Source organism: Paenibacillus sp. P22, assembly GCF_000469945.2.
Taxonomy (GTDB): domain Bacteria; phylum Bacillota; class Bacilli; order Paenibacillales; family Paenibacillaceae; genus Paenibacillus_O; species Paenibacillus_O humicus.
Genome location: NZ_CBRA020000120.1, coordinates 1 through 26976, shown reverse-complemented (window position 1 = coordinate 26976; position 26976 = coordinate 1). Strand labels below are relative to the sequence as shown.

General features: G+C 60.4%; 22 protein-coding genes and 3 pseudogenes. 8 read left to right on the top strand and 17 right to left on the bottom strand.

The window, feature by feature from the left end; translation table 11 throughout:
- Positions 1-87 precede the first annotated feature (87 nt).
- Positions 88-681 carry a DUF2161 family putative PD-(D/E)XK-type phosphodiesterase gene (locus BN871_RS16810; protein ID WP_053086999.1) on the bottom strand — a complete coding sequence of 198 codons (594 nt, stop codon included), beginning with the start codon at positions 679-681 and terminating at the stop codon, positions 88-90.
- A 288-nt stretch (positions 682-969) separates the two neighbouring features.
- Here BN871_RS16810 and BN871_RS16805 point away from each other — a divergent pair.
- The 5 genes and pseudogenes from BN871_RS16805 to BN871_RS16785 all read left to right on the top strand — a co-directional run bounded on the left by BN871_RS16805 (position 970) and on the right by BN871_RS16785 (position 6720).
- Positions 970-2866: pseudogene (locus tag BN871_RS16805) on the top strand (PrkA family serine protein kinase).
- A 495-nt stretch (positions 2867-3361) separates the two neighbouring features.
- Positions 3362-4825, top strand: coding sequence for a circularly permuted type 2 ATP-grasp protein (locus BN871_RS16795; RefSeq protein ID WP_048747517.1), 1464 nt, complete (start codon positions 3362-3364; stop codon positions 4823-4825).
- A gap of 43 nt (positions 4826-4868) precedes the next feature.
- A pseudogene (locus BN871_RS29715) lies at positions 4869-5372 on the top strand (alpha-E domain-containing protein); the annotation flags it as partial.
- A gap of 8 nt (positions 5373-5380) precedes the next feature.
- Positions 5381-5857, top strand: coding sequence for an alpha-E domain-containing protein (locus BN871_RS29710; protein WP_269745436.1), 477 nt, complete (start codon positions 5381-5383; stop codon positions 5855-5857).
- Positions 5854-6720: a transglutaminase family protein gene (locus tag BN871_RS16785; RefSeq protein WP_048747514.1), complete on the top strand. Its 867-nt coding sequence runs from the start codon at positions 5854-5856 to the stop codon at positions 6718-6720. Before BN871_RS29710 ends, BN871_RS16785 begins: the two co-directional genes overlap by 4 nt.
- A 171-nt stretch (positions 6721-6891) precedes the next feature.
- Here the strand turns inward: BN871_RS16785 and BN871_RS16780 are convergent, their stop codons facing one another.
- The 7 genes and pseudogenes from BN871_RS16780 to BN871_RS16750 all read right to left on the bottom strand — a co-directional run bounded on the left by BN871_RS16780 (position 6892) and on the right by BN871_RS16750 (position 15603).
- Complete coding sequence (locus BN871_RS16780; RefSeq protein ID WP_048747512.1) at positions 6892-7992, bottom strand: endospore germination permease; 1101 nt, start codon at positions 7990-7992, stop codon at positions 6892-6894.
- Positions 7993-8005: 13 nt separating this feature from the next.
- Positions 8006-8239, bottom strand: a complete 234-nt coding sequence (locus BN871_RS16775; protein WP_048747510.1) for a hypothetical protein — start codon at positions 8237-8239, stop codon at positions 8006-8008.
- A 12-nt stretch (positions 8240-8251) separates the two neighbouring features.
- Positions 8252-9247 (bottom strand): annotated as a pseudogene (locus BN871_RS16770) (Ger(x)C family spore germination protein); the annotation flags it as partial.
- A gap of 210 nt (positions 9248-9457) precedes the next feature.
- Positions 9458-10954: a spore germination protein gene (locus tag BN871_RS16765; protein WP_048747506.1), complete on the bottom strand. Its 1497-nt coding sequence runs from the start codon at positions 10952-10954 to the stop codon at positions 9458-9460.
- Between the two features lie 302 nt (positions 10955-11256).
- Complete coding sequence (locus BN871_RS16760; RefSeq protein WP_048747504.1) at positions 11257-12231, bottom strand: LacI family DNA-binding transcriptional regulator; 975 nt, start codon at positions 12229-12231, stop codon at positions 11257-11259.
- A gap of 79 nt (positions 12232-12310) precedes the next feature.
- Positions 12311-14311 carry a GH36-type glycosyl hydrolase domain-containing protein gene (locus BN871_RS16755; RefSeq protein ID WP_332310226.1) on the bottom strand — a complete coding sequence of 667 codons (2001 nt, stop codon included), beginning with the start codon at positions 14309-14311 and terminating at the stop codon, positions 12311-12313.
- 41 nt (positions 14312-14352) lie between these two features.
- A complete protein-coding gene (locus BN871_RS16750) occupies positions 14353-15603 on the bottom strand; it encodes an AraC family transcriptional regulator (RefSeq protein ID WP_198156204.1) in 1251 nt (416 codons plus the stop codon).
- A 171-nt stretch (positions 15604-15774) separates the two neighbouring features.
- Here BN871_RS16750 and BN871_RS16745 point away from each other — a divergent pair, with 171 nt between their 5' ends.
- Positions 15775-16107, top strand: a complete 333-nt coding sequence (locus tag BN871_RS16745) for a cytochrome c (protein ID WP_021878790.1) — start codon at positions 15775-15777, stop codon at positions 16105-16107.
- Positions 16108-16179: 72 nt separating this feature from the next.
- On the opposite strand, the gene acpS is transcribed toward BN871_RS16745, so the two are convergent.
- From acpS to BN871_RS16720, 6 genes are all read right to left on the bottom strand, one after another.
- Positions 16180-16569, bottom strand: coding sequence for a holo-ACP synthase (acpS, locus tag BN871_RS16740; protein WP_021878791.1), 390 nt, complete (start codon positions 16567-16569; stop codon positions 16180-16182).
- Positions 16570-16586: 17 nt separating this feature from the next.
- Complete coding sequence (nadE, locus tag BN871_RS16735; RefSeq protein WP_048747499.1) at positions 16587-17396, bottom strand: ammonia-dependent NAD(+) synthetase; 810 nt, start codon at positions 17394-17396, stop codon at positions 16587-16589.
- 30 nt (positions 17397-17426) lie between these two features.
- On the bottom strand, positions 17427-17861 hold the full coding sequence (locus BN871_RS16730) for a BrxA/BrxB family bacilliredoxin (RefSeq protein WP_021878793.1): 435 nt from the start codon (positions 17859-17861) through the stop codon (positions 17427-17429).
- 175 nt (positions 17862-18036) lie between these two features.
- Entirely contained in the window at positions 18037-18384 is a 348-nt protein-coding gene (locus BN871_RS16725; protein WP_021878794.1) for a DUF3905 domain-containing protein, read from the bottom strand.
- Positions 18385-18388: 4 nt separating this feature from the next.
- Positions 18389-18523, bottom strand: a complete 135-nt coding sequence (locus BN871_RS29705) for a hypothetical protein (protein WP_021878795.1) — start codon at positions 18521-18523, stop codon at positions 18389-18391.
- A gap of 82 nt (positions 18524-18605) precedes the next feature.
- Complete coding sequence (locus BN871_RS16720; protein ID WP_069202511.1) at positions 18606-20285, bottom strand: nitrogen regulation protein NR(II); 1680 nt, start codon at positions 20283-20285, stop codon at positions 18606-18608.
- A gap of 281 nt (positions 20286-20566) precedes the next feature.
- Here BN871_RS16720 and BN871_RS16715 point away from each other — a divergent pair, with 281 nt between their 5' ends.
- The gene (locus BN871_RS16715) at positions 20567-21850 is read left to right on the top strand and encodes an NAD(P)/FAD-dependent oxidoreductase (protein ID WP_048747495.1); all 1284 of its coding nucleotides are present in this window, start codon (positions 20567-20569) and stop codon (positions 21848-21850) included.
- A gap of 120 nt (positions 21851-21970) precedes the next feature.
- Here the strand turns inward: BN871_RS16715 and BN871_RS16710 are convergent, their stop codons facing one another.
- The 3 genes from BN871_RS16710 to xylA all read right to left on the bottom strand — a co-directional run bounded on the left by BN871_RS16710 (position 21971) and on the right by xylA (position 25381).
- Positions 21971-22372 (bottom strand): hypothetical protein, encoded by a 402-nt coding sequence (locus BN871_RS16710; RefSeq protein ID WP_048747493.1) that lies wholly within the window; start codon positions 22370-22372, stop codon positions 21971-21973.
- Positions 22373-22578: 206 nt separating this feature from the next.
- Positions 22579-24075, bottom strand: a complete 1497-nt coding sequence (xylB, locus tag BN871_RS16705; RefSeq protein ID WP_021878799.1) for a xylulokinase — start codon at positions 24073-24075, stop codon at positions 22579-22581.
- The gene (gene xylA, locus BN871_RS16700) at positions 24068-25381 is read right to left on the bottom strand and encodes a xylose isomerase (RefSeq protein ID WP_048747491.1); all 1314 of its coding nucleotides are present in this window, start codon (positions 25379-25381) and stop codon (positions 24068-24070) included. The genes xylB and xylA overlap by 8 nt, the downstream gene beginning before the upstream one ends.
- A 214-nt stretch (positions 25382-25595) precedes the next feature.
- Here xylA and BN871_RS29200 point away from each other — a divergent pair, with 214 nt between their 5' ends.
- The gene (locus BN871_RS29200) at positions 25596-26930 is read left to right on the top strand and encodes an ROK family protein (protein ID WP_083436502.1); all 1335 of its coding nucleotides are present in this window, start codon (positions 25596-25598) and stop codon (positions 26928-26930) included.
- Positions 26931-26976 lie beyond the last annotated feature (46 nt).

Here is a 26976-nt window from a genome sequence, read left to right as displayed (position 1 = left end):
CAGATGACGGCTGGTAGGCGATATTGTTCTGCTGCGTGAACGTGTAGTCCGGCTGCCAGACGTTGGTCTTCCAGCTGTCTGCGTCGTTCATGTCGTGAAAGCGGCCGACGAACGGTCGCGCAGCCGGGCCGGAGACAGCGGGCCGCCGGCCTTGAGGCCCCATGCCAGGCGCAGCGCCTTCTCCCGGTAGGCGGTCATCATGACGCGCCCGGACGCGCGCCCGCTGCCGCCGACGTTGTAGTCGCCGCTGCGCTCCCGGAATTCCTGCAGCAGCCGCTTCTCCCGCGATGGCCTGCGCCCGCGCATGGGAGCGTCGCCAGGCTCGCAGAGCATTTCCAGCACCGGAGCCTTCGTCTTGTAGAAGGTGACGGTGAGCAGCCCCATGCCGAGCATGCGGCACAGCTCGGCCAGCTCTCCGAAGCGCTGGTTCACCGCGCCGCGCTTCGAGCGGTTGCGCTCGACCGCGAGCACGACGCCGTCGGCGATCCGCATCCGCTGCAGGCCCTGCAGCAGCAGCGCCAGCGTGAACGTCTTCTTGAGCTCCACGATCAGCGTCTCGCCGCCGTCCGGGCGGATTGCGACGAGGTCGCAGTGAAGCACCTCGCCTTTGACCTCGTAGCCGAGTTTTTCATAGTAAGCCTTGACGGGGCCATAGAGCTCCGCTTCTTCCCGAACCGCCATCGTACACGCCTCCTTTCCGAGCTGTTCCGGAACAAGGGCGCCGCCCGCTGCTGCGCCATGCCAAAAGCCGCCGGCGCACGCCTGTTCCCATCGTCCGTTCATTATAGGAGATGCGCGGAGCAATGGCAATTCCTTTAAAGCGGCGAAATTTTCGGTCAAGTTATGAGAGGGGTCCGCATAGGCTTTAATACTTCGAATAGCTGCTATTCGGAAGCGGAAGCAGAGAGAAGCCTGGGCGAAGAGGGACTCAAGGGAAGCTTTAGCGGAAGCGATGGGAGGAGGCGCAGCATGGATATTTTCAAACGGATTGCGGAGTACAAGTCGGAGAGCGACCGCCTGGCCTGGTCAGGCACATTCAAAGAGTACATCGACCTGCTCAGGAGCGATCCGTCACCGGCGATGACGGCGCATTCGCGGGTGTATGAGATGATCAAGTCGCATGGCATCGAGGAGAAAAACGGCCAGAAAACCTATAAGTTCTTCCAGCAGGAAATCTTCGGCCTGGACCGCGCCGTTGAAAAGCTGATGGAGGAGTATTTCCACTCCGCCGCGAGAAGGCTGGATGTGCGCAAGCGGATTCTGCTGCTGATGGGACCGGTCAGCGGCGGCAAGTCGACCATCGTCACGATGCTGAAAAAAGGGCTGGAGAAGTTTTCGCGCACCGAGCAGGGAGCGGTATTCGCGATCAAGGGCTGCCCGATGCACGAGGATCCGCTGCATCTCATTCCCCACGACCTGCGTCCCGAGCTCGAGAAGGAGATCGGCGTCCGGATCGAAGGCAATCTGTGCCCTTCCTGCCAGCTCCGGCTGAAGACGGAGTTCGAGGACGACATCGAAAACGTGCTCGTCGAGAGGGTGTTCCTGTCCGAAGACAACCGGGTCGGCATCGGCACGTTCAGCCCTTCGGACCCCAAGTCGCAGGATATCGCGGATCTGACGGGCAGCATCGACTTTTCGACGATCACCGAATACGGCTCGGAATCGGATCCGCGGGCCTACCGCTTCGACGGCGAGCTGAACAAGGCGAACCGCGGCCTGATGGAGTTTCAGGAGATGCTCAAATGCGATGAAAAGTTTCTCTGGAACCTGCTGTCGCTGACGCAGGAGGGCCAGTTCAAGGCAGGCAGGTTCGCCTTGATCAGCGCGGATGAATTGATCGTCGCCCATACGAACGAATCCGAGTACAAGGCTTTCATATCCAACAAAAAAAAACGAGGCGCTGCAGTCGCGCATGATCGTCATGCCGATTCCGTACAACCTCAAGGTGTCGGATGAGGAGAAGATCTACGCCAAGCTGATCGCCCAGAGCGATCTGCGCCATGTCCATATCGCCCCTCACGCGCTCCGTACAGCGGCCATCTTCTCCATCCTGACCCGGCTCAAGGAATCCAAGAAGCAGGGCATGGATCTCGTGAAGAAAATGCGGATGTACGACGGGGAGGAGGTCGAAGGGTACAAGGACGCCGATCTCAAGGAAATGCAGAATGAATTTCTGGAGGAAGGCATGTCGGGCATCGACCCCCGTTATGTCATCAACCGCATCTCCAGCGCCCTCATCAAGGGTGAAATGGACCATATCAACGCGCTCGACGTGCTGCGGGCGCTCAAGGACGGGCTCGACCAGCATCCTTCCATCACCAAGGATGAGCGCGAGCGTTACTTAAACTTCATCTCGGTAGCGCGCAAGGAATACGACGGCCTGGCCAAAAACGAGGTGCAAAAGGCGTTCGTCTATTCCTTCGAGGAGTCGGCCCGCACGCTGTTTGAAAATTATCTCGACAACATCGAGGCCTACTGCAACTGGTCCAAAATCAAGGATCCCCTCACGGGAGAGGCGATGGACCCCGATGAGCGGCTGATGCGCTCCATCGAGGAGCAGATCGGCGTATCCGAAAATGCGAAAAAGGCTTTCCGCGAAGAAATTCTGATCCGCATCTCCTCCTACTCCCGCAAGGCGCGCAAATTCGACTATACGAGCCACGAGCGGCTGCGCGAAGCGGTGGAGAAGAAGCTGTTCGCCGATCTCAAGGATATCGTGAAAATCACGACATCCACGAAGACGCCGGATGAGAATCAGCTCAAGCGGATGAACGAGGTGACCAAGCGGCTCGTCGACGAGCATGGCTACACGCCGGCGAGCGCCAACGAGCTGCTGCGTTATGTCGGCAGCCTGCTCAACCGCTGAAGCAGCCCGGCAGCGCCAACGAGCGCTGCGTCATGTCGGCAGCCTGCTCAATCGCTGAAGCAGCCCGGGCAGCGCCAACGAGCTGCTGCGTTATGCAGGCAGCCTGCGGGCTTGAAGCTGCGCATGCAAGAGCCGTTTCCAGGTCCAGCGGACCCGGAGACGGCTTTTTTTCGTGCGGAGCCAGCTCCATGCGGGAGCAGGGGCGGTTCCGGAGACGGCTTTTATCCTCATGATGCGCATTGGACCTGAAGAGGAAGCCGCCGCCGGCCGCGGCTAGCCCCTTTGCCCCGCTCATTGGTCTTGAAGACGGTCTCCCCGCATAAACTTCCATGATTCGAGCGCAAACGCGCTTGGTTAAGATATGTTAGTTATATTGACATCTATTGGCAGGATCTTGTATGATCGGGGTAAAAAACTCCAGCCATATCTTCATTCGACCGTTACGGCCGGCATCCCGTCCCCGCTGAAGCCCGTACCGGAGGGAGGTCTACGCCCATGTCCAAGGCAGAGCCGCATCGCGCGGCTGCTTACGAATCCCGTTCTTTCTATGATGAAATGTACGATGAGCGGGGCGTTGTCCGGCCCCACTACGAGCATGTGCACCGCCATTTCTCCGCCATGAACCAGCCGGAGCAGGAGCGCCGCCGCCAAGCGGTCGGAGACCGGATGCTCCATGAAGGCATCACGTTCACCCTCTATGCGCCGGGAACTGCCGATCCGCTGGAACGGACGATTCCGTTCGACTGCATCCCGCGCATCATCCCGCCGGACGAATGGCATCATCTGGAGCTGGGACTGCAGCAGCGGGTCAAGGCTCTCAATCTGTTCCTCCAGGATATCTATCATGGGCAGCGCATCATCCGGGACGGACTCATCCCGAGGCGCATGATCGTCGGCAACCGCTACTTCCGTCCCGAGATGGCCGGCCTGCATGTTCCCGGCGGCGTCTACGTGACCGCCTCGGGCATCGACCTCATCCGCGACGAACAAGGTTATTACGTGCTGGAGGACAATCTGCGCAGCCCTTCCGGATTTTCCTATATGTTCAAAGGCAGGACCCTGATGAACGAGCTGTTCCACGAGCTGTACCTGTCCAGCTCGGCGGCGGACACCGACCGCAGCCTCAATATGTTCCTGCGCAGCCTGAGATCGCTGGCGCCTTCGGGGCGAAAGGATCCGCTCATCGTCCTCCTCACCCCGGGCTCCTACAACTCCGCCTATTACGAGCATACCTTCCTCGCTCAGCAGCTCGGGATCCATCTCGTGGAAGGGCGCGACCTCGTCTGCAAGGACCAGAAAATCTATCTCAGGGATCTGCGGGGCCTCCGCCAGGTGGATGTCATCTACCGGCGCATCGACGATGAGTTCCTTGATCCGCTCGCCTTTCAGCCGGACTCCATGCTGGGTGTGCCTGGACTGATGAACGCCTATCGGGCCGGCAATGTCGCCATCGCCAACGCTCCCGGAACAGGCGTGGCCGACGACAAGGCCGTGTACGCCTATGTCCCGGAGATGATCCGCTATTATATGGGGCAGGAGCCGATTCTGGGCAATGTGCCGACCTATATCCTTTCGCGAAAGGAGGAGAGGGACTATGTGCTCGAGCATCTCGAAGAGCTGGTCGTGAAGGAGACCTCGCTCTCCGGCGGATACGGGATGCTGATCGGGCCGCAGGCTTCCCCGGCGGAGCTGGACGTCTTCCGGGATTCCATCCGCCGCCATCCGGAGCGGTACATCGCCCAGCGGACGATGAAGCTGTCGACCGCTCCCGTCATGAGCGCCCAGGGGATGGCGCCCCGCCACATCGACCTGCGGGGCTTCGTGCTCAGCAGCGGCTCGGGAGAGACCCATGTCGTGCCCGGCGGCTTGACCCGGGTGGCGCTGCAGGAAGGCTCGCTCGTCGTCAACTCCTCCCAAGGCGGAGGGGTCAAGGATACTTGGGTGCTCCGGAAGCCATGAGCGGCAATCCGGAAACAATAGAGTTCGGAAAGGATGATGCGGCATGCTGAACCGCAATGCGGAGGCGCTGTTCTGGATCGGACGTTATATGGAGCGCACGGAAAATCACGCCCGTCTCGTCGATGTCCTGTATCATCTCCAGGGCAGTCCGGAGAACAAGGGCGGGGATGAGCTGAGGGCGGAGGTCGAATCGGCCGGCAAGTGGGCGCTCGTCGTCAGCTCCATCGGCAGCCGGGAAGCTTATGAGGAGCGTTACGCGGCTTACCGGGAGGAAAATGTGCTTCAATACGTCACGATGGACCGGGACAACTCCAATTCCATCCTGAGCTGCGTCAGCAGCGCCAGGGCCAACCTGCGGACGCTGCGGGAGAAGATGCCGGGCGAGCTGTGGGACACCGTGAACGGCATGTACTTGTGGCTGCGGGAGCGGCAGGAGGCGGGCTGGAGAGAGGAGGCGCCGCATCTCTTTTTCCGCCGGATGAAGGATTGGGCGAGCCTGTTCCAAGGGTACAGCCATTCCGTCATGCCGCGCGAGAACGAGTGGCGATTCATGGAATGCGGACGCCATCTGGAGCGGATGGAAAATACGCTGCGCATCCTGCAGGCTGTGCGGGGCTGGGTGCCCGGCGGAGGCTGGAACGGCCCGGAAGCTATCCATACCTGCAGGCGGTGCTGCGTTCCATCAGCGGCTACGACGCCTTCCGCCGCTACCATGCGGACGGGTTCGGCGTGGAGAGCATCGTGGAGTTCGTCATGCTCAACCCGGCCTTTCCCCGCTCCGTCCATTACGCCCTGCATAAGATGGATGAGCATCTGTGCAGCCTGGAGCTTCAGGACAAGCAGCTTCGGATTTTGCATGGGCGGATCGCTCGAAGCTCGGGCCGGGCGAAGGCCGATCTGGCCTGCCTGGAGCGGGAGGATCTGCTGCTCGACGGCGAAGGGCGGATTCCGGCCCATCTGCTCGAACAATGCAGGCAGCTGGGCTCCGCCATGGAATCGGCGTTTTTTCGGATCGGGGAGGCCAGCGCGTGAAGCTTCATATTTCCCACATTACCCGCTACCGCTATGCCGATCCGGTTACGGACAGTGTCAATGAAATCAGGCTTACGCCGGCTACCGACGAGCGCCAGTCCTGCCATCAGCACAGCATTTCGGTCGAGCCCAACGCGCCGATGTTCGCCTATGAGGACTATTTCGGCAATAAAGTGCATGCCTTCACCGTCAACGCGCCCCATACGATGCTGACGGTGAGGACGGCCACGGTCGTGACGACGAAGGAGCCGCCCGCGGCCGGAGCGGCGGCCGCCATGCCGTCGGAGAAGGAATGGGCTTGGCTGCAAGGAGACGAAGCGCTGGACCGGTTCGCGGAGTACCTGCTGCCGACGGGATACACCGAGCTGTCCCCGGCCATCTCGGCCTTCACCGATGCCCGCGGTCCGCAGGATATCGGAGTGCTGGGCTGGCTGGAGAGATTGTCCGCCGACATCCAGGCGGAATTCATCTATGATCCCGAGGCGACCAACGTATATACGAAGGCTGCCGACCTGCTGGAGTTCCGGCGCGGCGTCTGCCAGGATTTCGCCCATCTGATGCTGGCCTGCTGCAGGCTCAAAGGCATACCGGCCCGTTATGTGAGCGGCTATCATTTCGTCGGGGATCTGAGAGGCGGCAACGCCGACTTCGAGCAGGCTTCGCATGCATGGGTCGAAGCTTATGTTCCGTCGGCGGGATGGCGCGGCTTCGACCCGACCAACGCCTCTCCGATCGGGGAGCGTTACGTCAAGCTGGGACATGGCCTCGATTACCGGGACATCGTTCCCTTCAAGGGCGTGTATATCGGCAGCGGCGCGCAGGAGCTGGACGTGCATGTCGATGTCAGCCGCCTGGAGGACTGAAGCCGCACGGACAAGCATGTCTCGCCGAAACGGGTCGGGCAGCAAAGAAGGATCGCCATTCGGTGTTGCTGCCTCCCGGCGGGGTTCTGGCCTCGACCGGGAGGCGCTGTGGAGTCGCCAAAGATTTCCCCTTCCGGGAGCCTATCGCGGCAGCCGGGAGCCCCTGTTCATTCAGCCGCTCCCCGCAGCTTCGATTTTGGAGCGGGCCCATAGGACGCCATAGAGCAGCAGAGGCAGATAGATCAGGAAGATCGAGGCGAAGGGACTCCAGTTTTTGGCGAGAAAATCCTGGATGAACACGGTGTTGGGATAGGACATCTGGGCGAGGACGACCATCCCCAGCCCGAGAGGGATGACGAAGGAGGCCTGCTGCTTGATGCCGAACACCTGGGCGAAGCCCATGACGGCCGCATCGAATGTCAGGACAATCTTGATCAGGATGGACAAGACCCAGATCAGAATCATGACCGCCTCGATCCGCTCCAGGAAATGGCCGATGCTGATGTTCTTGGCCAAGGTGTAGGCGGGAAAGAGCTGGTTGGACGTCACCGCATAACCGAGCACGCCGATGCTGCTTACAGTCGTCAGAACCAGGACGGCGCCTCCTACGAGAGCTCCGCCCAGATACGCTTTTGTCTTGCTGCCCGATTTCCGGATGTGGGGGTAGAGCATCGTCAGCACGACCATCTCCTGCAGTCCATACAAGGAAACCCCGCCTTTGATGGAGGGCATCAGTCCGTACTCCAGGACGGGCTCGAAATTATGGAAATCCATTTTGGGAATGGTAGATAGAAACAAGAGGGCGAACAAGAGCATCAGCCACGGGAAAAAGATTTCGGCCGCGCGGGAATAGGCGCTTTTTCCGAGGCGGACGGCGTACACGACGATGCCGACGAACAGCAGCTGCAAAATCTCGATCGGCGTTTCCGGCAAGTTCTGCGTCGTCATGAAGTATCCCAGGTCCCCTACCATGAGGGAGGCGAGCAGGTAGAAGAAAGCCGCAAACGCCAAGCCGAGCAGGGCGCCCGTCCATTTGCCGAGCGCGCTCCGGCACATCTGGACCAGCGATTCGTCCTTGCGCAGCCTCCCCAGCGCCGCATAGAGCGCGACCGTCGCCAGATTGATGCCGACGCCGATCATGGATGCCAGCCATGCGTCCTGCTTCGCGTCCAGCGCCAGGCCGGCGGGGGCGATCAGAATGGAAGTTCCGATCATGAAAAAGACGGTCAGAATGGTGAACGCGCGTACGGATATCGTTTGCTCTTGCGGCATCGTCTCATTCCTCTCAGGTGAACAGGGAGTAAAAGGCTTTGGAATAGCCGGATATGACCGCTGCGATTCCGGCCAGCGGATTGGGCGGGACGGGCATGAGAATGCATGCCAGGCTGCCCGCCGTAGCCGCGGCCAATACGGCCGCAACTCCTGCGGCTTCCTTCTTCTTCCCTTTTTTCCACAGGTCGGGAAGATCCAGCAGCCCCGTCAGCAGCCACGCTCCTGCAACTCCAATCCACAGCCACATTTCTCCATCCTCCTATTTCTTGATTTCGTCCTCCATGGACTTGATCGTCGTGCCGATCCGGCGGATCGTGCTGACGGACTTTACTTTCACCTTCGCCGTCTCGAACTCCCGATTCCAGTCCTTGATTTTGTGCCATTCCTTCGGATTTTGCCGGTGTAGAGCGTCCCCGAAGCCGAACACGTCGACCTTCAGCTGCTTCTGCAGCTTGCGGATCGTTTTATTCATCATGGCCTCCAGCTTCTCGTCGGCCGCTTTGGTCAGCGCGGACAACGTGGAAGGGTCGGTTATGTCCAGCCTACAGCCGATGTCCGCGATGTCCTGCTGCGTGTGCAGCACGACCTCGAACTCGTCCGGGGCAAGGGAGCGGATCTTCGCTTTGGAGCGCAGCACCTGATAGGAGACGAGTCCTTTGCTTCCCGGGCAAGGGGCGGTCAGAGTGGTCATGTACGTGGAATTCTGGATGAAGTTGAGCACGCGGGCATCGTTCTCGTCCATCCATCCGGCCATCCGATCGTATTTGAAGGCGGCCATGCCGTCGTATTTCAGCACGACAGCCGGATTTATATTCTGAGCGCTCGAAATTTTTTCTCCGGCTTGAGGCTTGCCGATGAGCTCGATCGTCGTCAGGGCCGGACCTTTGCCTTCCTTGGACAAATCCTGGATCAACCGGTCCAGCGTGACCTTTCCCGTAGCCGACCAGGTATTGTCGGACGTTTCCAGCTTCGTAAACAAGCTGTTCGATGGAATCGGATCGATCGGGCTGTACATGTCCAGAATTTCCGACGCCGAGGCGTTTTTGGCCACGATGAGAAAGAAGTCGGTCCGCAGCTCCCGGTTGCGGGAAATGAAGTCGAGCGGCTTGCTGATGCCGCCGCGGGCGATTTCCTCCCCGAGGATGAGAATCCGCAGATGGGAAAGGTACAGATCTCTCGCCGCCTTGACCGTCATCCGCGCCAGAGCGTCCGGAATGGTGAGCCCGCTGGCCTGATAGGTGACGACGGGGCTGAAGCTTCCGCCGCCGTTTTTTTTTCTGGGTCACCTGCCCCGGATTCACGATTTGGGCCGATACCTGGTAGCGGCCGTTCTTCTTGTCGATGCCCATGCCGACGACGATGCTGATATCGTTGAGCTCATGGCGGCTCCAGCAGCCGGCGAGAGGCAGGAGAAGCAGCAGGCAGAGCAAGGCAGGCGCAAGCCTGGAGATACGCGGCTTCCGCATCATTTCTGCCTCCTCAGCTTTTTCGGGTGGAGGCTGCGGGGCCTGTTTTTCATCCGCGGAATCGCAATCCGGAACAGCGTGTCCTTTTGATCGCCCATGATGAAAGGAGCCATCGGGGACATGTAGGGCACTCCGAAGGAGCGGAGGCTGCATAGATGCAGCACGATGGCGATAATGCCGAGGAAGACGCCGTACAGTCCGAACGATGCGGCCAGCAGCATCAGCCCGAAGCGGATGATGCGGGCGGCGATGCCCATGTTGAAGGCGGGCAGGACAAAGTTGGCGATCGCGGTGATCGACACGACGATGACCATCGCCGCGCTGACAAGTCCGGCATCGACGGCGGCCTGGCCGACGACGAGCGTGCCGACGATGGAGATCGACTGTCCGATCGTCTTGGGCATGCGCACGCTCGCTTCCCGCAGAATCTCGAAGGTCACTTCCATGATGAGCGCTTCGATGAACGCCGGGAAGGGCACCCCTTCCCTTTGGCTGGCCAGGTTGTACAGCAGCGTCGTCGGCAGCATTTCCTGATGGAACGTCGAGATCGCGATGTAGAACGATGGAGTCAGCGTCGCCAGGAAAAAAGCCGCGAACCGGAGCAGGCGGATCAGCGTGCTGAAATCCGCCCGCTGATAGTAATCCTCGCTGGACTGAAAAAACTGGGTGAAGAGAGCCGGGACGAGCAGCACGAAGGGGGTGCCGTCCACCATGATCGCCACCCGGCCTTCCAGCAGCGCGGCGGCGACCACATCGGGCCTCTCCGTATTGAAGACGGTAGGGAACGGAGTGAAGGTTTTATCCTGGATGTATTCCTCGATGTAGTTGCTTTCCAGAACGCCGTCGATGTCGATCTGAGCAAGCCTTTCCCTGACCTGGTCCAGAACGGCGGGAGCGACAAGGTCTTTCACGTAAGCGACAGCCACCGTCGTCTTGGTGACGGTGCCGAGCGTCGTCGATTCGAACCACAGGGTCGGATTGGCGATTTTCCGCCTCAGCATCGCCGTATTCCAGCCGAGCACCTCCGTGAAGCCCTCGCGCGGGCCGCGTACGACGGACTGAACGTTCGGCTCCTCGACGGAGCGGGCCTTCACTTCCTTCGTCGCAACCGACAGGGCGGAGGAGGAGCCCTCCAGCATGAGGATGCTGTGGCCGTCCAGGAGCTTGTCGTACAGCTCGTCGAACGTATGGAGCATTTTGACGGAGCCTTCCGTGATGACCCGGGTTTTGTAATAAAGGATCCATTCCTCTACGGTCGAGCAGTCGGAATGGCTGCCGCCGCGCGAGAACAGCGACTGCATCATGAAGGTGGAATTGGACATCCCCTCGATGTACCAGACGGCGCCTTCAACGGAAGTGCCGTTGCTTAGGCTGGCCTGGAAGTCCCGATGGATCAGGTCGGGGCTGCTGCCGAATGCGGCATGGATGATTCCGGCGTTGATATTCAGGGCGGAGCTGAGCGCACCGGAGGTCCCTGCAAGCGTCTGATTCGTCATCCCGTCACCTGATTTCCTATATGGATTGGTACAGGTAGGATGAGCAATATTCCGGTTCCGTATCCTTAAATTAACATTTGGCAGTGAAAAAAAGGGCAGCATCCCTCCGGCCGGAGCCGAACGGGATGCTGCCCTTTGCTGTTTTTCTCCTGAACGGAGCCGAGCGCGCTTGCCGCCCGGCAACCGCGGTAAGGAAACCGGCGATTCTACCGATGTCAATCAGAACGGCGACCTGTGCGCCGCGCACCGAGCGCCGTCATGCCGAGCGCCGTCATGCCGAGCGCCGAGCGCCGCCATGCCGGTCAGTCGGCCGAACGGCGCTGCACGGAATCGGCCTCGATCAGAGAAACGTAGATCCGCTCATGCTCGACTTCTTCGCCGCCTATGATTCGGAGCAGCTGCTCCGAAGCCATCGCTCCCCAGCGGTACTTGGAGTAGTCGATGGTGGCGAGGCGCGGCTCGAGATACTGGGTCAGGTCGATGTTGTCGAAGCCGACGAGCGAGATTTCCTCGCCGATCCGGACGCCCTTGCTGGCAGCGTAGTTGTACAGGCCGATGGCCATTTCGTCGTTGAGGCAGAACACGCCCGCCGGGCCTTCGTTCCGCTCCAGAATGATGCGTCCGGCTTCCTCGCCGGAGCCTTTGTTGAAGTCGCCTTCGATGATGACGGCTTCCAGCTCCGGATGGCGGTCGAGCGTCTGCCGGACGGCGATCATCCTCTGGCGCGAGTCGAAGGTGTCGGCCGGCCCCGACACGACGTACAGCTTGCGGTGCCCCGTGCCGATGAGATAGTCCATGGCGAGATTCGCGCCGGCCTTGTTGTCGAGCAGCACCTGGTTCACGGCGGGATGATTGAGCTCCCGGTCGAGCACGACCAGCTTGTGCCCGCGGTCGGCATAATCGAGCAGCTCCTCGTCCGAGAAGGTGGAGTCGAGAATGATGGCTCCGTCGATCATCCGCTCCGGCAGCAGGCGATGCGACTGCATGCCGCTGCAGACGATCAGGTCATAGCCCTTGCGGTTGAGCACTTCCTTCATTCCTTGCAGCAGATCGCCGTAGAATGCGCCCGTGAAGTCGGTCAGGAACGCCCCGATGATCCGGGATTCCTGCTTCTTGAGCTGGCGGGCCGCCGCATTGGGAATATAGTTCAGCTCCTTGGCGATGGCCAGAATCTTGGCGCTGGTTTCGGATGTGACCTTCGGACTGCCGTTCAGCGCATAAGAGACCGTCGAAATCGACACTCCGGCCTGCTTGGCGATATCCTTGATGCTGACCACCGAGATTCCTCCTGGAGAAGGTTTTTTTTTCAACTATACCACAACTTTCCTATTCGTAAGCGTTCACTATCGGCACGCCTCAGGCTTCGATGACAATCTCGTTCACGGCCTCGGCGTCGGACAGCCACAGCCGCTCCAGCTCCGTAAGCGGCAGCTCCGCCCCGGTGCTGCGGTAGGACCCTGCAATACGGCCGAATGGCGCTTCCTCGCCATTGACGGCGACGCGCCGGATTTCTCCGCCGCTGCGGGAAAGAGAGTAGAGAATTCGCACGGAGCGGCCTGCGACCGCAAAGCGGAAGCTCATGCCGTCCAGCTCGGCAGGAAGAACGGGATCCAGCTGCAGGACGTCTGCCGCCACGCGGATGCCGAGCACATTCGAGATGAGCTGGTTCATATAGATTCCCGGGCCGCTGGAGTAGATGCGCCAGCCGCCCTTGACGGCGGCGGTTCCCTGCCGCAGCTCCTCGAAGCGTGCGGCGGCCTCGTACCGGGTCGCGAAGCGTCCGTCCGAGCTGCTGAAGTAGGCGTTGCTCTGACGAAGCTCCGCATTTGGAACCGAATGGGCGATTCCGATCGGGTTGACGACCTGCAGCGCCTGCCAGGCTTCGTCAGGCTTGCCCAGCTTGGCCATCGCCTCGATGAAGCGGATATGGGCGTGGACGTACTGAAGGCCGATCTCGCGGCCGAAGTTGGCCGCCTGCTCCGCCCGCTTGAAGCGGGTGCTTACCCCGCCCTCATAAGCGGCGGGCCGGTTCATCAGGCGCACGCCGTCGGGGAAGCTCAGCTCCCGCTTGATCAGCGCGTAATGCGCTTCCGCCTGCTCCGGGGTGATCAGGCCGGCAATCATGCTGCGCGTCATCGGCAGGAGGCGGTACTGGATGCCGGTGCGCTCATCCGTCGGGTGCAGCCACTTGTCGGGATGCCTGGCGTCCTCCATGTAGAGGAATCCGGGGATAACCTCGTCCGGATTCATGTACCGGTGGAAGTCCTCGCGGATGCCCCCCGCCAGCTTCAGCAGTTCCGCCCCGAAGGCGGCATGCTGTGAGGAGCGTGCTCCGCCGTCAGCCGCGGCCAGCAAGCCCCCGAGCTGCCGGACGGCCTGATAGGTCAGCGCGACGGTCCAGCTGCTGACCATATAGGCGCGCAGCTCCGCGCTCGCCGGCTGCAGCGTATCGTCCCAGTCGCCGTCTCCGTAGGAGGAGAGGGACGTGCCGTGCAGGAAGCGGGAGCGGATGTAGTCCATCTGCTTGAGGACGTGATCGTACAGGGAATGCTTTTGCCTCGTAGGCTCGAACGTGTCCTCATCGGTATAGGGAAGCTCGGTATCCAAAATAGAGAGGTCTCCGGTCGCGGCCATATAGTCGCCGAGCAGCTTCAGCGGCCAGACGATGATGTCGCCGTGGCTTTCCTCCTGCTGGACGCGGTAATAGCGGTCGAACATGAACCATTGCGGCCAGCCTCCGCTTGCCTCGTACTGATGGGCGTAGACGGTTCGGATAATATCCTTCACGGCCTCGTAATGCTGCACCGCCAGGAAGTATTCCGCCGGTCCCTGGCAGACGTCCCGCGTTCCCCAGGCGGCGCCTCCATATTGCTCCAGCCCGTGCGGAACGGCGAAATGAACCCGCATGTTGTGCGTGTACCACCAGGCCAGCATGTCGAGGCGCCGCACGGAGGCGACGTCCTGCGGATGCTCCAGCCGGAAGTGGTTCATAAGCTTCGCCATGCCGGCGCGGTAGCCGTTTTTTTCGGATTCGAAGACCATAGGCTCGGCAGGGTCCGGCTCGGAGCCTCTCCAGCCGTCCAGCCGGCCTCCGATGCGGAGGCTCCAGGCTGCCGAAGGGGACGTCTCCAGCACGAGCAGAGGGGCAGCGCTCGGAGCGAGGCCGGGCATGAGCCTCCGCTCATCCTTGAGGACCATTTCGGTGCCCTGTGCGTTGATGCGGTAGGAGAGCTCCGGGTAAGCTTCCCGGATCGGCGATCCCTCGGAGGCGGAGACGATGAGGCTGCCGTCCTGCTGCCGGAGCGCGTACGGAAGCTCGTAGTCGCGGTCGCTCATCGTGATCTGCGCCGTGACCAGATAACGGCGGGGCAGATGGCTGGCGGATTTGATCTCTAGCCTTATTTGAAGCTGTTTCCGCTTTTTCGGTCAAAAATGGAATAGGCGGCTGCCGTCCTCCCGTATCCGACCGCGTCCTCCAGCCATCCGAACTCTTCATTGAGGGAAGGGAAGCAGCCCGATACGGGTCCGCTTTTCGGGTTTTCTTTCTTGATGGAACAACCCGTTTGGCTGTTTCCATCCGGGTTTTCCATCTTGATGGAAGATCCCGTGTGCTTGTTTCCATCCGGGTTTTCCATCTTGATGGAAGAACCCGTTTGGTTGTCCTCTACCGGGTTTTCCATCTTGATGGAACAACCCGTTTGGTTGTTTCCATCCGGGTTTTCCATCTTGATGGAACAACCCGTGTGGTTGTCCTCTCCCGGGTTTTCCATCTTGATGGAACAACCCGTTTGGTTGTTTCCATCCGGGTTTTCCATCTTCAGCAACCGGGTTTCCTCCATCAGCTGCCTGTAGCGGCGCGGTGAAGTTCCAATCAGCTGTTTGAACATCCGCGAGAAATAAGGGCCCGTCAAGCCGACCTCGCTGGCGATGTCCCGCACCGGCAGCGTGCTTTCTTCCAGCAGCTTGCGGGCATGCTCCATCTTGCGCTGGTTCACGTATTGAATCGGCGTGAAGCCGGTGAAGCTGCGGAACAAGGAAATGAAATAGTTCGGATGCAAATACATCTGCCTGGCAAGGTCGTCGACCGACAGATTCTCGGCCGGATGCTGTTCGATATATTCGAGAATTTCGGAAAATAGGCTCAGCTCGGATGCGACCGCGGCGCTTGAATGCCCTTCCAGCCCTCTTTGCAGGTAAACGGCGATGAGCTCCATAATGATGGCTCTCGCCCTCAGCTCGTCCGTGATGTTCCCGGACAAGGAGATCAGGCGCCGGTATCGCGCTTCGAGCTGATCAGGCTCGTCCACGGCTGCCGACAAGGGAAGCTGCAAGGACTTGAAAAACTCCGTGCTGCCGGCATCCAGCTCGAATCTCACCCAATAGCAGCGGAATGGAACGCCTTTGTCGACGGTATAAGTATGCTTGCTTCCCGGAGGGATGCAGTACATGTGTCCGGGACCGGCCTGTAAGCACCCATCGGACGCATTCAAGCTCACGGAGCCTGTAATCGGCAGCGCGAGGCAGTGATGCCCCAGGCTCGAATTTTCTATGACGCTCCCCGGCTTCCATTCGCTTCGTGCAGCCATGGCATAGATGACCTGCATTTGCCGAAGCCGGGTCTGAAGGATTAGATTCATTGGTTTATCCATTGCTGATGCTCCCGGAACTCGTGTTGGGCCGTCAGGTCCATGAAGCTGTTCCATTTCTAATTATACGGAAATCTTCCTTGGAGTGGAATCATTCTAGGAAAGGAAACGTCTGACAGCGATGGCTGGCCGTCCTCCGAGACGCTATAATGGAACCGATAAGGAGGAATGCGCATGCGCCTGATCGGCCTGGCTGCCTTTGCCGCCGCACTTGTGCTCCTGTTGTCCGGATGCGGGTCCTCCGGAAGCGGCGGCACGGGCTCCGCCCTGCAGGGACCGAAAGAAACCGTCACGCTGTACAAGTCGCATTGCCTTTCCTGCCACGGAGCGGATCTCAAGGGCAGGATGGGCCCCGACACGGATATTCATGATGCGGGAAGCCGCCTTGCGCCGGAGCGGATCGCGGAGCAGATCGGCAGCGGCGGGAGCCTGATGCCTCCCTTCAAGGACAAGCTCACTCCGGAGCAGATCGACAGCTTGACCCGATGGCTGAAAGACAAGAAATGACAAGAGAAAAAAGCCTGCCGCCCAAACGGGGCGGCAGGCTTTTTTTCAATCTGAAACGCTGAGGAGGAGAGGTTAGACGCTCTCCAATACCGCAAAAGCGGAGGCAAGACCTCGCTCATGGGTGATGCTCACATGCAGCAGGGGCTGCCCATCGAGGCCGAGCGCCTGCAGCGTATGCGGCGACAGCCCGCAGACGGGCCTGCCCGTGGCGGAACGCAGCACGGAGATGTCGCGAAAGCCGCAGATGCTGCCGATGCCGCAGCCAAGCGCCTTGGAGACGGCTTCCTTGGCGGCGAAGCGGCCGGCGACGAACTCGGAGCGCCTGCGTCCCGCGAGCTCCGCCGCCTGCTCCCGCTCGGCCGGAGCGAGAATCCGCTCCTCGAAGCGCCGTCCGGACGATCCGCCCAGAAGAGCCTCGATCCGGTCGACATCGCATAGGTCGTGGCCGATACCGATGATCATAAAGGCAGGGCTTGTCCTTAGATTCCCGGAATCGTCGTCCGCTTATGCTCGGTCTTCAAATACTGCTTCTCCAGCAGCTCGCGGACTTCGGGAGCCACTTCCCGTCCTTCGAGGTAGGCGCTGTTGTCGTCGTATTTGATGCCGAGCTCGTCTTCGTCCGTCTGGCCTTCCCACAAGCCTGCCGTAGGCGCCTTCTCCTGGACGCTGGCCGGAACGCCGAGCACGGCCGCCAGTTGGCGGACCTGATGCTTGTTCAGCGTGCTGAGCGGCGTGATGTCGACCGCTCCGTCGCCCCACTTGGTATAGAAGCCGGTAATAGCTTCGGAAGCATGGTCCGTGCCGACGACGAGCAGGTTCAGCTCTCCCGCCAGCGCGTACTGGGCCACCATGCGCGTGCGCGCCTTGATGTTGCCTTTGACGCCGCGGTTCACGTGACGGGACATGCCGATGGATTTGAGCCCGTGCTCCACTTCAAGCGCAATCTCGTCGACAGCTTCCTGGATGTTGGTCTCCATGCGGTGAGTGAGCTGGAAGGCATCCGCGACCTCGTAGCTGTGCGAAATGTCGACTTGCTCGCCGTAAGGCTGGAACACGCCGAGAGTGATGTACTCCCGGCCGGATTCCTGCGACAGCTCGTCGGTCGCTCTTTTGCACAGTCCCGCTGCGACAGCGCTGTCGATGCCGCCGCTGATGGCGATGAGCAGTCCCGAAGCGCCCGCTTTTTTCACGTAATCCTTCAGGAAATCCACCCTGCGGCGGATTTCCTGTTCCGGATCGATGCTTGGCTTGACGCCCAGCTTGGCAATGATTTCCTGCTGAAGACTCACGGGAATTCCTCCTGGCTTAAGGGAAATGGATTAGCGGCAGAAACGGTCGAACGCGCTGGCGAGATCCGCAGAAATTTCAGCGGCGGAGCGGTTCTCGATCTGATGCCGTTCGATGAAATGCACAAGCTCGCCATCCTTGAGCAGGGCGATGGAAGGGGAAGACGGCGGGTACGGCGCGAAGTATTCGCGAGCCTTGGCTGTCGCTTCCTTGTCCTGCCCGGCGAAAACCGTGTACAGGTGATCCGGCGTGATGTCATGGTTCAGCGCGTCGGCAACGCCCGGACGGCATTGTCCGGCTGCGCAGCCGCAGACGGAGTTGATGACGACAAGCGTAGTGCCCTTGGCATCCGGAAGCTTCTCCTCCACTTCCTCGGGCGTGCGCAGCTCCTGGATTCCCAGACGGGTCAGCTCGTCGCGCATCGGTTGAACCATATCGAACATGTATCTTTCAAAAGACATTGACATCTTTGTTTACCACCTCTCGGAGAATAATGACCTTCTCCGCTATTATAGCGCATCCTGCGCCGATTGGGAAAACCCGCTGCAAGGCCTGCATGTACCACTTGCCAATAGGAAAAGGCCGCTCCGGCTGCCTCCATGCTCACAGCTCCGGAGCGGCCGGCAATCCCGGACGCCGGCGTTATTGTTCCTTGCCTGCATCCTCGTCGATGCCGCTCCCAACGTTGTGCTCCGGATGTCCGAAGCTGCCCGGACGCGGCTCGATGCCCTGCTCGAAATAGTCCCGGTTCTCCTCCGTCAGGAAGCCGATGTCCTTGAACGGATGCACCCATTCGTCCCCCGCCATTACGGACGGGTCCGTCTCCTCCGACCACTGCTCGAGAGGAGACGCTGCCGACACATAGTCGTGATCCCCGATCACGACTCCGTGCTCATTGACGAACGGCTCGCGGGGCCCGCGGCCTCTCTTGAATTCGGGGCGGAACTCCAGCTCGTAAGGATCGAGCTCCGGCCGGTCCTTGCCCGTCATGGAGTTAAATGGAAGGACGGTTGGGTCCGTCCAGCTTTTTGTCGTAACCGGGCGATTCCGGGGACTTGCTGGAGCGGTTCTTGGCTGCGGCGCTCTCCTGCTGCAGCTTTTCCTTGGATTCGTTCTCGTTCTTGCTCATGGCATTCTCAGCTCCCGTCTCATGATGGGCAGCCCGCCTCAGGCCGGCCGCTTCGGCTTATGATGCATCAATCGATGCCGCGTTATGCCGTAGCGCCGCCGCTGTGGATGGAATCGGGAACTTCGAAGGTTATGATGAAGGAAGTGCCTTGACCCGGTACGGAGTGGACCTCGATCCTGCCGTTGTGGCGCTCCGCGATGCTGAGGCATAGCGGGAGACCGAGTCCGGTGCCGCGGGCCTTGGTCGTATAGAACGGCTCGAACAGCCGCTCTCTCTTGTCCTCCGGAATGCCTTCGCCCGTATCCTCGACCCTAAGCTCGATGCTTCCGCCGCTTTGCCGGGTGCTCAGCGTCAGAACCCCTTTCTCGCCCATCGCCTCCATGCCGTTGCGGGCCAGATTCAGGATCAGCTGCTTGATTTCCTTGTCATTGAGCTCCAGAAGCGGAATCGTCTCGGCAAAATCCAGCTCGATGGACTGTCCCCTCAGATTGGCGTCCGCCCACAAGAGAGGAAGAATCTCGTTGATGACGTGGTGCAGGGAACCGACCTCCTTGGCGATGACCCGGTTCTGGGCAAGCGAGAGGAAGTCGTTGATGATGGAGTTGGCCCGGTCAAGCTCCTCGATGATGATCCGGAAATATTCCTGCTGGCTGTCGGGGCTGCGCTCGCGCATCAGCTGGACGAATCCGCGTATGACAGCCATCGGATTGCGGATTTCATGCGTGATGCTCGCGGCCATCTGTCCGACGAGGCTGAGCCGCTCCATTTTGCTGAGCTCGTTGCGCAGCTGGTCGAGCTCGGAGATGTCCTGGATCATCATCGCTGCGCCCGCAGCGTCTCCCGCCTGCAGGTCCAGGATGGGGAAGGCTGTCAGCAGATAGACGCGGTCGCTCTCCTGATGGATCTGGGAGGGAACCGGAGTCCCGTTCAGAGCCGAATCAAAGAGGCTGCGGCAGCTGTCGTGATCGCGGAAAAAGGATTCATAGCCGATTCCCGCAAACTCCAGCTTGTCCCTGCCCTTCGTCGCTTGCCCGCTGAAACGTATTGCCGCATCATTGAGATGCGAAAGCCTGCCGTCACGATCTACGATGACGGTTCCCATGGACATCTGATCGACGAATTGCTGGAGCTTATGGACTTCGTTCATGTAATTGGAGGACATCCGCCTGAGCTGGATCTGCAGCTGATGATGCTCCACGACGCTGCTGATCGTATACAGCGTCAGCGCCGTCACGATTCCGTATATGCAGGCGATTCCGGCGAGAGTCGCAAGCCCGCCTTTCAGCCCGTCCGGCTCGTATGCCCTCAAATACCCTATGTATGTGCCGGCATAATAAAGAAACGCCAGCGCCAACAATATGAAGGTGATGCGCAGCTTGTCCTTCATCCGCGCCCGCTGGAACGGGCGGACCGTCAGGAGAATGATCGGGATGAACAAGCCGATGAAAAGAATGAAGCTGATTGTTTCGTACGGACTGTCCAGAATGGGGATTTGCAAGCCGCCATAAATCACGCTCAGTACCGCGACGGCCGGATAGCCGCCATACAGGGATCCCAGAAACAGAGGGAGCAAGCGCAAGTCGAGGTCAAATCCGTATTCGGTGCGGATGGACAGGGCAAAACATCCGGCAAGGGACAAGCCGTAGGCTGCGCAAAAGTAAGCGGCAGACTTCCGTTCGTGATTGATCCGGTACATCCACAGCTGGTACACAAATATCGGCAGCAAGGAAACGAATGCTTGCAAAATTAGTTTGTCCCACATCAGAGCACGAGTTTCCCCCTTCCGCACCTTCGATAACTCCGATTAAAGCACAGGTGGCGATATTTGACAATCGACGTTTGTAAGATTCTGGCTCATGCCGTCGATTTGAAGCATCTTCTTCATTTATTTGGGATAAAATGGATTTTTTCAAATGAATTGCGTCATGTCCATGGCCGTTTTCCAACTGATGCGGGAATCTGTTAGAATCAGTAAGAATCTGCGAACAGATTATTGATTACCCTGTCCGCATGCGGCAGAGAAGAAGGAGCTTTCATCAAGCTATGTCCAGCCATGAATTTTACGAAGTCATCGTCATCGGAGGCGGTCCTTCCGGCCTGATGGCCGCGGCGGCTGCCGGACACGCGGGAGCCGGCACGCTGCTGCTCGACAAGGGAAGCAAGCTCGGACGCAAGCTCGGCATATCCGGCGGAGGCCGGTGCAACGTCACGAACAACAAGGAGCCGGAAGAGCTGATCCGCTATATTCCCGGCAACGGGAAATTCCTGCACAGCGCTCTCTCCAGCTTCGGGAGCCGGGAAATCGCAGCCCTGTTCGAGGGACTCGGCATCCGACTGAAGGAAGAGGACAGAGGCCGGATGTTTCCTGTCTCCGACAAAGCCAAATCGGTCGTTGACGCCTTGATCCGCCATGTAAGCGAAGGCGGAGTCACCGTCCGCATGAACGAGAAGGTCGCCGGACTGCTGTTCAAGGACGGCAAGGTCAAAGGCATCAAGCTGACGGATGGCCGGACGATCCGGTCGAGAGCCGTAATCGTCGCCGCAGGGGGCAAATCCGTCCCCCATACGGGATCGACGGGAGACGCGTATCCATGGGCGGAGGACGCCGGGCATACCGTGACGGAGCTGTATCCGACCGAAGTTCCCCTCACCTCATCCGAGCCGTTCATCCGCAGCCGTGAGCTGCAAGGCCTCTCGCTCCGCGGAATCGTCATGACGGTGTGGAGCGCCAAGGGCAAGCGGCTGACCGAGCAGGAGGGCGACATGATCTTCACTCATTTCGGCCTGTCGGGTCCTGCGGCCCTCCGCTGCAGCCAGTACGTCGTCAAGGAAAGGAAAAAAACGTCCGGGCAGCCGGTCAGACTCACTCTGGATCTGTATCCGGACCGGTCGGCCGACGCCCTTTACGCCGAGCTGCTCGGACTTGCGGCAAGCGAGCCGAAGAAGGCGGTCAAAAACGTGCTGCCCGCCGTCATGCAGGACCGGATGGCGGAATATGCCCTTGCCCGAGCGGACATCAATCCCATGACGACCTACGACAATCTGAACAGAGCGGCATGGCTGGAGTTCGCGAGGCTGCTCAAGCAACTGCCCGTCATGGTGGACGGCACGCTCTCGATCGAGGAAGCCTTCGTTACCGGCGGGGGAGTCCATGTGAAGGAAATCAGCCCTGCCACCATGGAATCCAAGCTGCAGCAAGGCCTTTACTTTTGCGGAGAAGTGCTCGACATCCATGGCTTCACCGGAGGGTACAACATTACCGCCGCCTTCACGACCGGGTACCATGCCGGCCGCAGCGCTGCGGAAGCGGTGCTGCGGCAGCGCTGATTGGATTGAATCGCCAAAAAAGGCCGTTCCGCTCTCCGCCGCATTTCCGGGCGGAGAGCGGTGACGGCCTTTTTGGCTGTGCCTGACGGGATGTTTTAGTTCAGGTGATCGTTCATCGGCTCAGATGTGGACATCCCCCGAAAAATAGCTCAGCGCGTCGTCCTGTTCAGGAAAGGCTTCCTCGCCTTCCGCCGCTTCGTCTCGGTTGCGCAGGCCGGAATCGGCGCTGTCGCCGGGCAGGGAGGAATTCAGGGAGAAGCCCTCCTCCCAAGCGACCAGATCTTCATTGACCATATGCGCCGGAATCGTAATCGTGTCTTCCGGAACGTCCAGCTCGCCTCCATGGGCGAAGGCGATCTCAAGGGCGGACGTCAGGTCGTTGCCGTGGAGAGACAGGCGGATTTCCGCGTTATCCGCAGCGACGGCATCGTAGCCGAGCTCGCGAAGCGTCGATACGGCGACGGAAGCAGAGGCTGAATCCGTGAAGCGGAAGAGCAGGGAATGGTCATGGCGTTCGGTCATCGGGATCGGGTCTCCTTTTGGGTTGTTGCCGGGCAGCATTACGATAACCAATTGGCGATAAAAATATGAATGCTGGCCGCGATATCTCTCCGCATGGCCGGTCCAATCGTACCGTTCAGCCTGTTGTTCCCTGCCGATCCGGGTCCGCTGCAAAAAGCCGCCGTCCCGGAAGATCGTCTCTTCCAGTGCGGCGGCGATAGATTCGCTCAGCTTCTGAACGGCATGAGCGCCTCGCTCAATGACCGGGTCGCTCCGTACACCTGCTGGTATACCGGGAACAGCTGCTCATAAACATCGGCTGCAGCGGCATTCGGCTCGTATGTCCGGCCTCGGCGTACGAAAGCCGCGGCGCATTCCCGCAGATCGCCGTACCAGCCGCAGCCGGCGGCGGCCAGCATCGCAGCCCCCATGCCGGGTCCCTGCTCATTGGCCAGCGCCGTTACCGGCACCCGAAAGATATCCGCCTGGATCTGCAGCCACAGAGGATTGCGGGCGCCTCCTCCGATGGAGATGACGGCGCTCATCTCTTTCCCCGCCTCCCGGTACATATGAAGAGTCTCGTTCAAGGAGAAGGTGATTCCCTCCATGACGGCCCTCGCCATATGGGAGCGGCCATGCGAGCCGTCCAGCCCGATGAAGCTGGCTCGGATGGCTGCGTCCGCATGCGGAGTCCGCTCGCCCGCCAGGTAAGGCGCGAACAGCAGTCCGCCGGCGCCTGCCGGCACCTGATCCGCGCCTTCAAGCAGCTCCTCGTAAGGCAAGCCGCCCATCAGCCGGCGGAACCAGCTCATGGAATAACCGGCGGCAAGCGTTACGCCCATGGAGTAATAGGCGTCCTTCTCGCCATGGTTGAAGAAGTGGACCTTGCCGCCGTAATCGCGTCCGCGATCCGATTCGTAGGACAGCATGACGCCGGAGGTGCCGATGCTGCACAAGGCCTCCCCTTCCTGCAGGATGCCTGCGCCGATGGCGCCGCAGGCATTGTCCGCGCCGCCGGCGAATACGGCCAGCGACCCTCGCAGCCCTGCCTCCTCGGCCAGCTTCGGCAGCAGGGCTCCCGTCTGCTCGGAAGACTCTGCAAGCGGCGGGCACAGCGATGCTTCCAGCCCGAAGGCTTCCAGAATCTCCGCGCTCCATGCTCGCTCCGGCACGTTCAGCAGCAGAGTTCCGGCGGCGTCGGAGTAATCCATGTGGAGCGTTCCGCACAACCGGTAGCGGACGTAGTCCTTAGGCAGCAGGAACAGCGCCGCCTGCCCGAATATTTCCGGCTCCTGCTCGCGCACCCACAAAAGCTTGGGCAGCGTGAAACCTTCCAAAGCGGGATTGCGGGCAATGTCCAGCAGCTTGCCGCCGAGCTTGGCCTCAATTTCCCGGCACTGCGCCGTCGTGCGCGTATCGTTCCACAAAATGGCCGGCCGCAGCGGGCGATTGTCCTTGTCCAGCAGCACAAGGCCGTGCATCTGCCCGGAGAAGCTGATGCCTTCGACAACTCCGTCCCTCAAGGCATCGGAAGCTCCGAGCTCGCGCAGCACGGCCAGCGTCCCCTCGACCCACTGCTCCGGATCCTGCTCGCTCCAGCCGGCCTTCGGGCTATGCAGCGGGTATTCGCGGGAAGCCTCCGCCGCTACATTCCCTTCCCGGTCGACCAGCAGCGCCTTGACGCTGCTGGTTCCCAGATCGATGCCGATGACGTACTCAGACACGGAAAATCACTTCGTTCAGCTTCGCTTTGATCGCTTCCAGACGTCCGGAGGCGTTGACGATCGGATTGTTCTGGAGCGCATACTGCTCCAGCGAGGCCAGCGTCGCCCGGCCCGATACGATCTCGGCGCCGATGCCTTCTCCGAAGCTGGCGTAACGATCCTCCACGACTTTGTCGAGAACCTTGTCCTCGATCAGCTTGGCGGCTGCCTTCAGCCCCCATGCGAAGCTGTCCATGCCGGCGATATGGCCGAGGAACAGATCGTCCAGCTCGAAGGAGCCGCGGCGGACCTTGGCATCGAAGTTGACGCCGCCGCGTCCGAGGCCGCCTGCCTTGAGCACCTCGTACATCGTCAGCGTCGTGCTGTACAGGTCGGTCGGGAATTCGTCGGTATCCCAGCCGAGCAGCAGGTCGCCCTGGTTGGCGTCCAGCGAGCCGAGCGCGCCGTTGATCGCCGCGACGCGGACCTCATGCTCGAACGTATGGCCGGCCAGAGTCGCATGGTTCGCCTCCAGGTTCAGCTTGAAGCGGTCCTTCAGGCCGTACTTCTGCAGGAAAGAGAGCGTCGTCGCGGCATCGAAGTCGTATTGATGCTTGGAAGGCTCCTTCGGCTTCGGCTCGATCAGGAACTGGGCGTCGAAGCCGATCTCATCGGCATAGGCGATCGCCATCTGGTACAGGCGGGCGAGGTTGTCGAGCTCCAGCTCCACATCGGTATTGAGGAGCGTCTCGTACCCTTCGCGGCCGCCCCAGAAGACGTAGTTCTCGGCTCCGAGCTCTTTGCCGATTTCCAGGCTTTTCTTCAGCTGAGCTCCCGCATACGCGTATACCTGCGCGTTCGGGGCCGTTCCGGCGCCGTGCGTGAAGCGCGGGTTGGTGAACATGTTCGCGGTGTTCCAGAGAAGCTTGCGGCCGCTCGATTTCATGCCGTCTTTCAGCAGGGCGACGATGACGTCGAGGTTTTTGTTCGTTTCCTGGAGCGTGTCGCCTTCCGGAGCGATATCCCGGTCGTGGAAGCAGAAGAACGGCAGATCCAGCTTATCCATGAACTCGAAGTTCGCTTCCGCGCGCGCCTTGGCGCGGTCCAGGCCGGAGAATTTGTCCCACGGGCGAACCGCTGTGCCGGAGCCGAACGGATCGGAGCCGTCGGCTACGTACGTATGCCAGTAAGCGACGGCGAAGCGCAGATGCTCGGCCATCGTTTTGCCCAGCACGACCTCATTTGCGTTGTAATGCCGGAAAGCGAGCGGATTGTCCGTGTCCCTGCCTTCGTAGCGAATGCTGCCGATTCCATCAAAATATCCCATGAATGATTGCCTCCCCGAATACGGAAATGTAAACGCTCTACAGAATCTAATTTACCATCGTTCAACTTAGTTTGTCTACTAAACAAACTAAGTTATTTTTGTTATACTGAAACGGAATCCCATCCAGCAGGATTTGTTTCCCCTCTCATCCGATATATACTTGTCTGGATCAGCAACCGGCCGCAGGCCGCCATATAGAAGGAGAGCTGCACCTATGAAACCGACTACCGCCACCGGAGATCCGGCGATGATCCGGCGCATCAATACGGGCATTGCGCTCGAAGCCGTGCTGAAGCATGCCCCCTTGTCCAGAGCGGCAATATCCGAGAAGACCGGCCTCAACAAAGCGACGGTATCCTCCCTCGTGCAGGATCTGCTGGACCAGCAGCTCGTCCTCGAAACCGGACAAGGACAATCGAGCGGCGGCCGCAAGCCGGTCATGCTTGTGTTCAACAAGCGGGCCGGACATACGATCGGCGTCGACGTCGGGGCGAACTACATCCTCGGCGTGCTGACCGATCTGGAAGGCGCTGTCCTCAAGGAAATCAGGCGTCCCCATGAAGCCCGGTCGGCGGCTTCCATCATGAAGCTGCTGTTCGCGCTCATCGAGGAGCTTGCAGCCGCCGCCGAAGCAAGCCCCTACGGCCTCGTAGGCATCGGGATCGGCCTTCCCGGCATCGTGGACGAGACTGGAGCCCTGCTGTTCGCCCCGAATATGGACTGGGAGCCTACCGAAGTGGCCCGGCTGACGGAAGCCCGCTTCGGCGTGCCGGTGCGGGTCGACAACGAAGCCAACTTCGGCGCCCTCGGGGAGCAGGTATTCGGAGCGGGCTCGGGCATCCGTCATCTCGTCTACGTCAGCGCGGGCATCGGCATCGGGACGGGCCTCGTGCTGGACGGCAAGCTGTACCGCGGCTTCACCGGACACTCCGGCGAGCTCGGGCATCTCTCCGTCGATTATGCCGGCCCGCCTTGCCGCTGCGGCAACCGGGGCTGCTGGGAGCTGTACGCCTCGGAGCAAGCGCTGCTGGACAACGCCCTTCCTCTAGGATGCCGCACGCTGGATGAGATTCTGGAAAAAGCCAATGCAGGCGACAAGGCGATCATCGACGTCCTGGAGCGCACCGGGGCTATGCTTGGAGTCGGAATCGCGACCATCGCCAATGTCTTCAATCCGGAAGCGGTGCTCATCGGGAACCGGCTGAGCCGGGCGAAACGCTGGCTCGAAGGCCCGCTTGCCCGCGAGCTGGAGAGCCGCGCGCTCCCTTACCACCGCAGCCGCCTGCGCGTCCTGTTCGCGGAGCTTGGCGATGCGTCGGCCGTGAGAGGAGCCGCGCACTTGGCCGCAAGCGCCTTTTTTGCCCGATGCCGGCATTGTTTACAAGGACATCCATTTTCCCCCATTCCGTTTTTAGCTGTGCGCCCTGCTGCGCTCTATCGGAGAAGCAGATCTGCTCCGGGCCGTATCCGTCAACGGAGCCTCCCACTGCCCGCATACGGGCAGCCCTTACTCTCTGCTCTACGTTATGGGAGAATTCGTCGACCATGACCGCCATCACAACATGACTATACTAGTTTTCCCAACCATTTGAAAT

Bases quoted from the DNA above. Each gene is read 5' to 3' on its own strand.
- BN871_RS16810 (WP_053086999.1), bottom strand. From the start codon at position 681: ATGGCGGTTCGGGAAGAAGCGGAGCTCTATGGCCCCGTCAAGGCTTAC.
- BN871_RS16795 (WP_048747517.1), top strand. From the start codon at position 3,362: ATGTCCAAGGCAGAGCCGCATCGCGCGGCTGCTTACGAATCCCGTTCT.
- BN871_RS29710 (WP_269745436.1), top strand. From the start codon at position 5,381: ATGCGGACGCCATCTGGAGCGGATGGAAAATACGCTGCGCATCCTGCA.
- BN871_RS16780 (WP_048747512.1), bottom strand. From the start codon at position 7,992: ATGCCGCAAGAGCAAACGATATCCGTACGCGCGTTCACCATTCTGACC.
- BN871_RS16775 (WP_048747510.1), bottom strand. From the start codon at position 8,239: ATGTGGCTGTGGATTGGAGTTGCAGGAGCGTGGCTGCTGACGGGGCTG.
- BN871_RS16765 (WP_048747506.1), bottom strand. From the start codon at position 10,954: ATGACGAATCAGACGCTTGCAGGGACCTCCGGTGCGCTCAGCTCCGCC.
- BN871_RS16750 (WP_198156204.1), bottom strand. From the start codon at position 15,603: ATGGATAAACCAATGAATCTAATCCTTCAGACCCGGCTTCGGCAAATG.
- BN871_RS16745 (WP_021878790.1), top strand. From the start codon at position 15,775: ATGCGCCTGATCGGCCTGGCTGCCTTTGCCGCCGCACTTGTGCTCCTG.
- acpS (WP_021878791.1), bottom strand. From the start codon at position 16,569: ATGATCATCGGTATCGGCCACGACCTATGCGATGTCGACCGGATCGAG.
- BN871_RS16730 (WP_021878793.1), bottom strand. From the start codon at position 17,861: ATGTCAATGTCTTTTGAAAGATACATGTTCGATATGGTTCAACCGATG.
- BN871_RS16725 (WP_021878794.1), bottom strand. From the start codon at position 18,384: ATGACGGGCAAGGACCGGCCGGAGCTCGATCCTTACGAGCTGGAGTTC.
- BN871_RS29705 (WP_021878795.1), bottom strand. From the start codon at position 18,523: ATGAGCAAGAACGAGAACGAATCCAAGGAAAAGCTGCAGCAGGAGAGC.
- BN871_RS16720 (WP_069202511.1), bottom strand. From the start codon at position 20,285: ATGTGGGACAAACTAATTTTGCAAGCATTCGTTTCCTTGCTGCCGATA.
- BN871_RS16715 (WP_048747495.1), top strand. From the start codon at position 20,567: ATGTCCAGCCATGAATTTTACGAAGTCATCGTCATCGGAGGCGGTCCT.
- BN871_RS16710 (WP_048747493.1), bottom strand. From the start codon at position 22,372: ATGACCGAACGCCATGACCATTCCCTGCTCTTCCGCTTCACGGATTCA.
- xylA (WP_048747491.1), bottom strand. From the start codon at position 25,381: ATGGGATATTTTGATGGAATCGGCAGCATTCGCTACGAAGGCAGGGAC.
- BN871_RS29200 (WP_083436502.1), top strand. From the start codon at position 25,596: ATGAAACCGACTACCGCCACCGGAGATCCGGCGATGATCCGGCGCATC.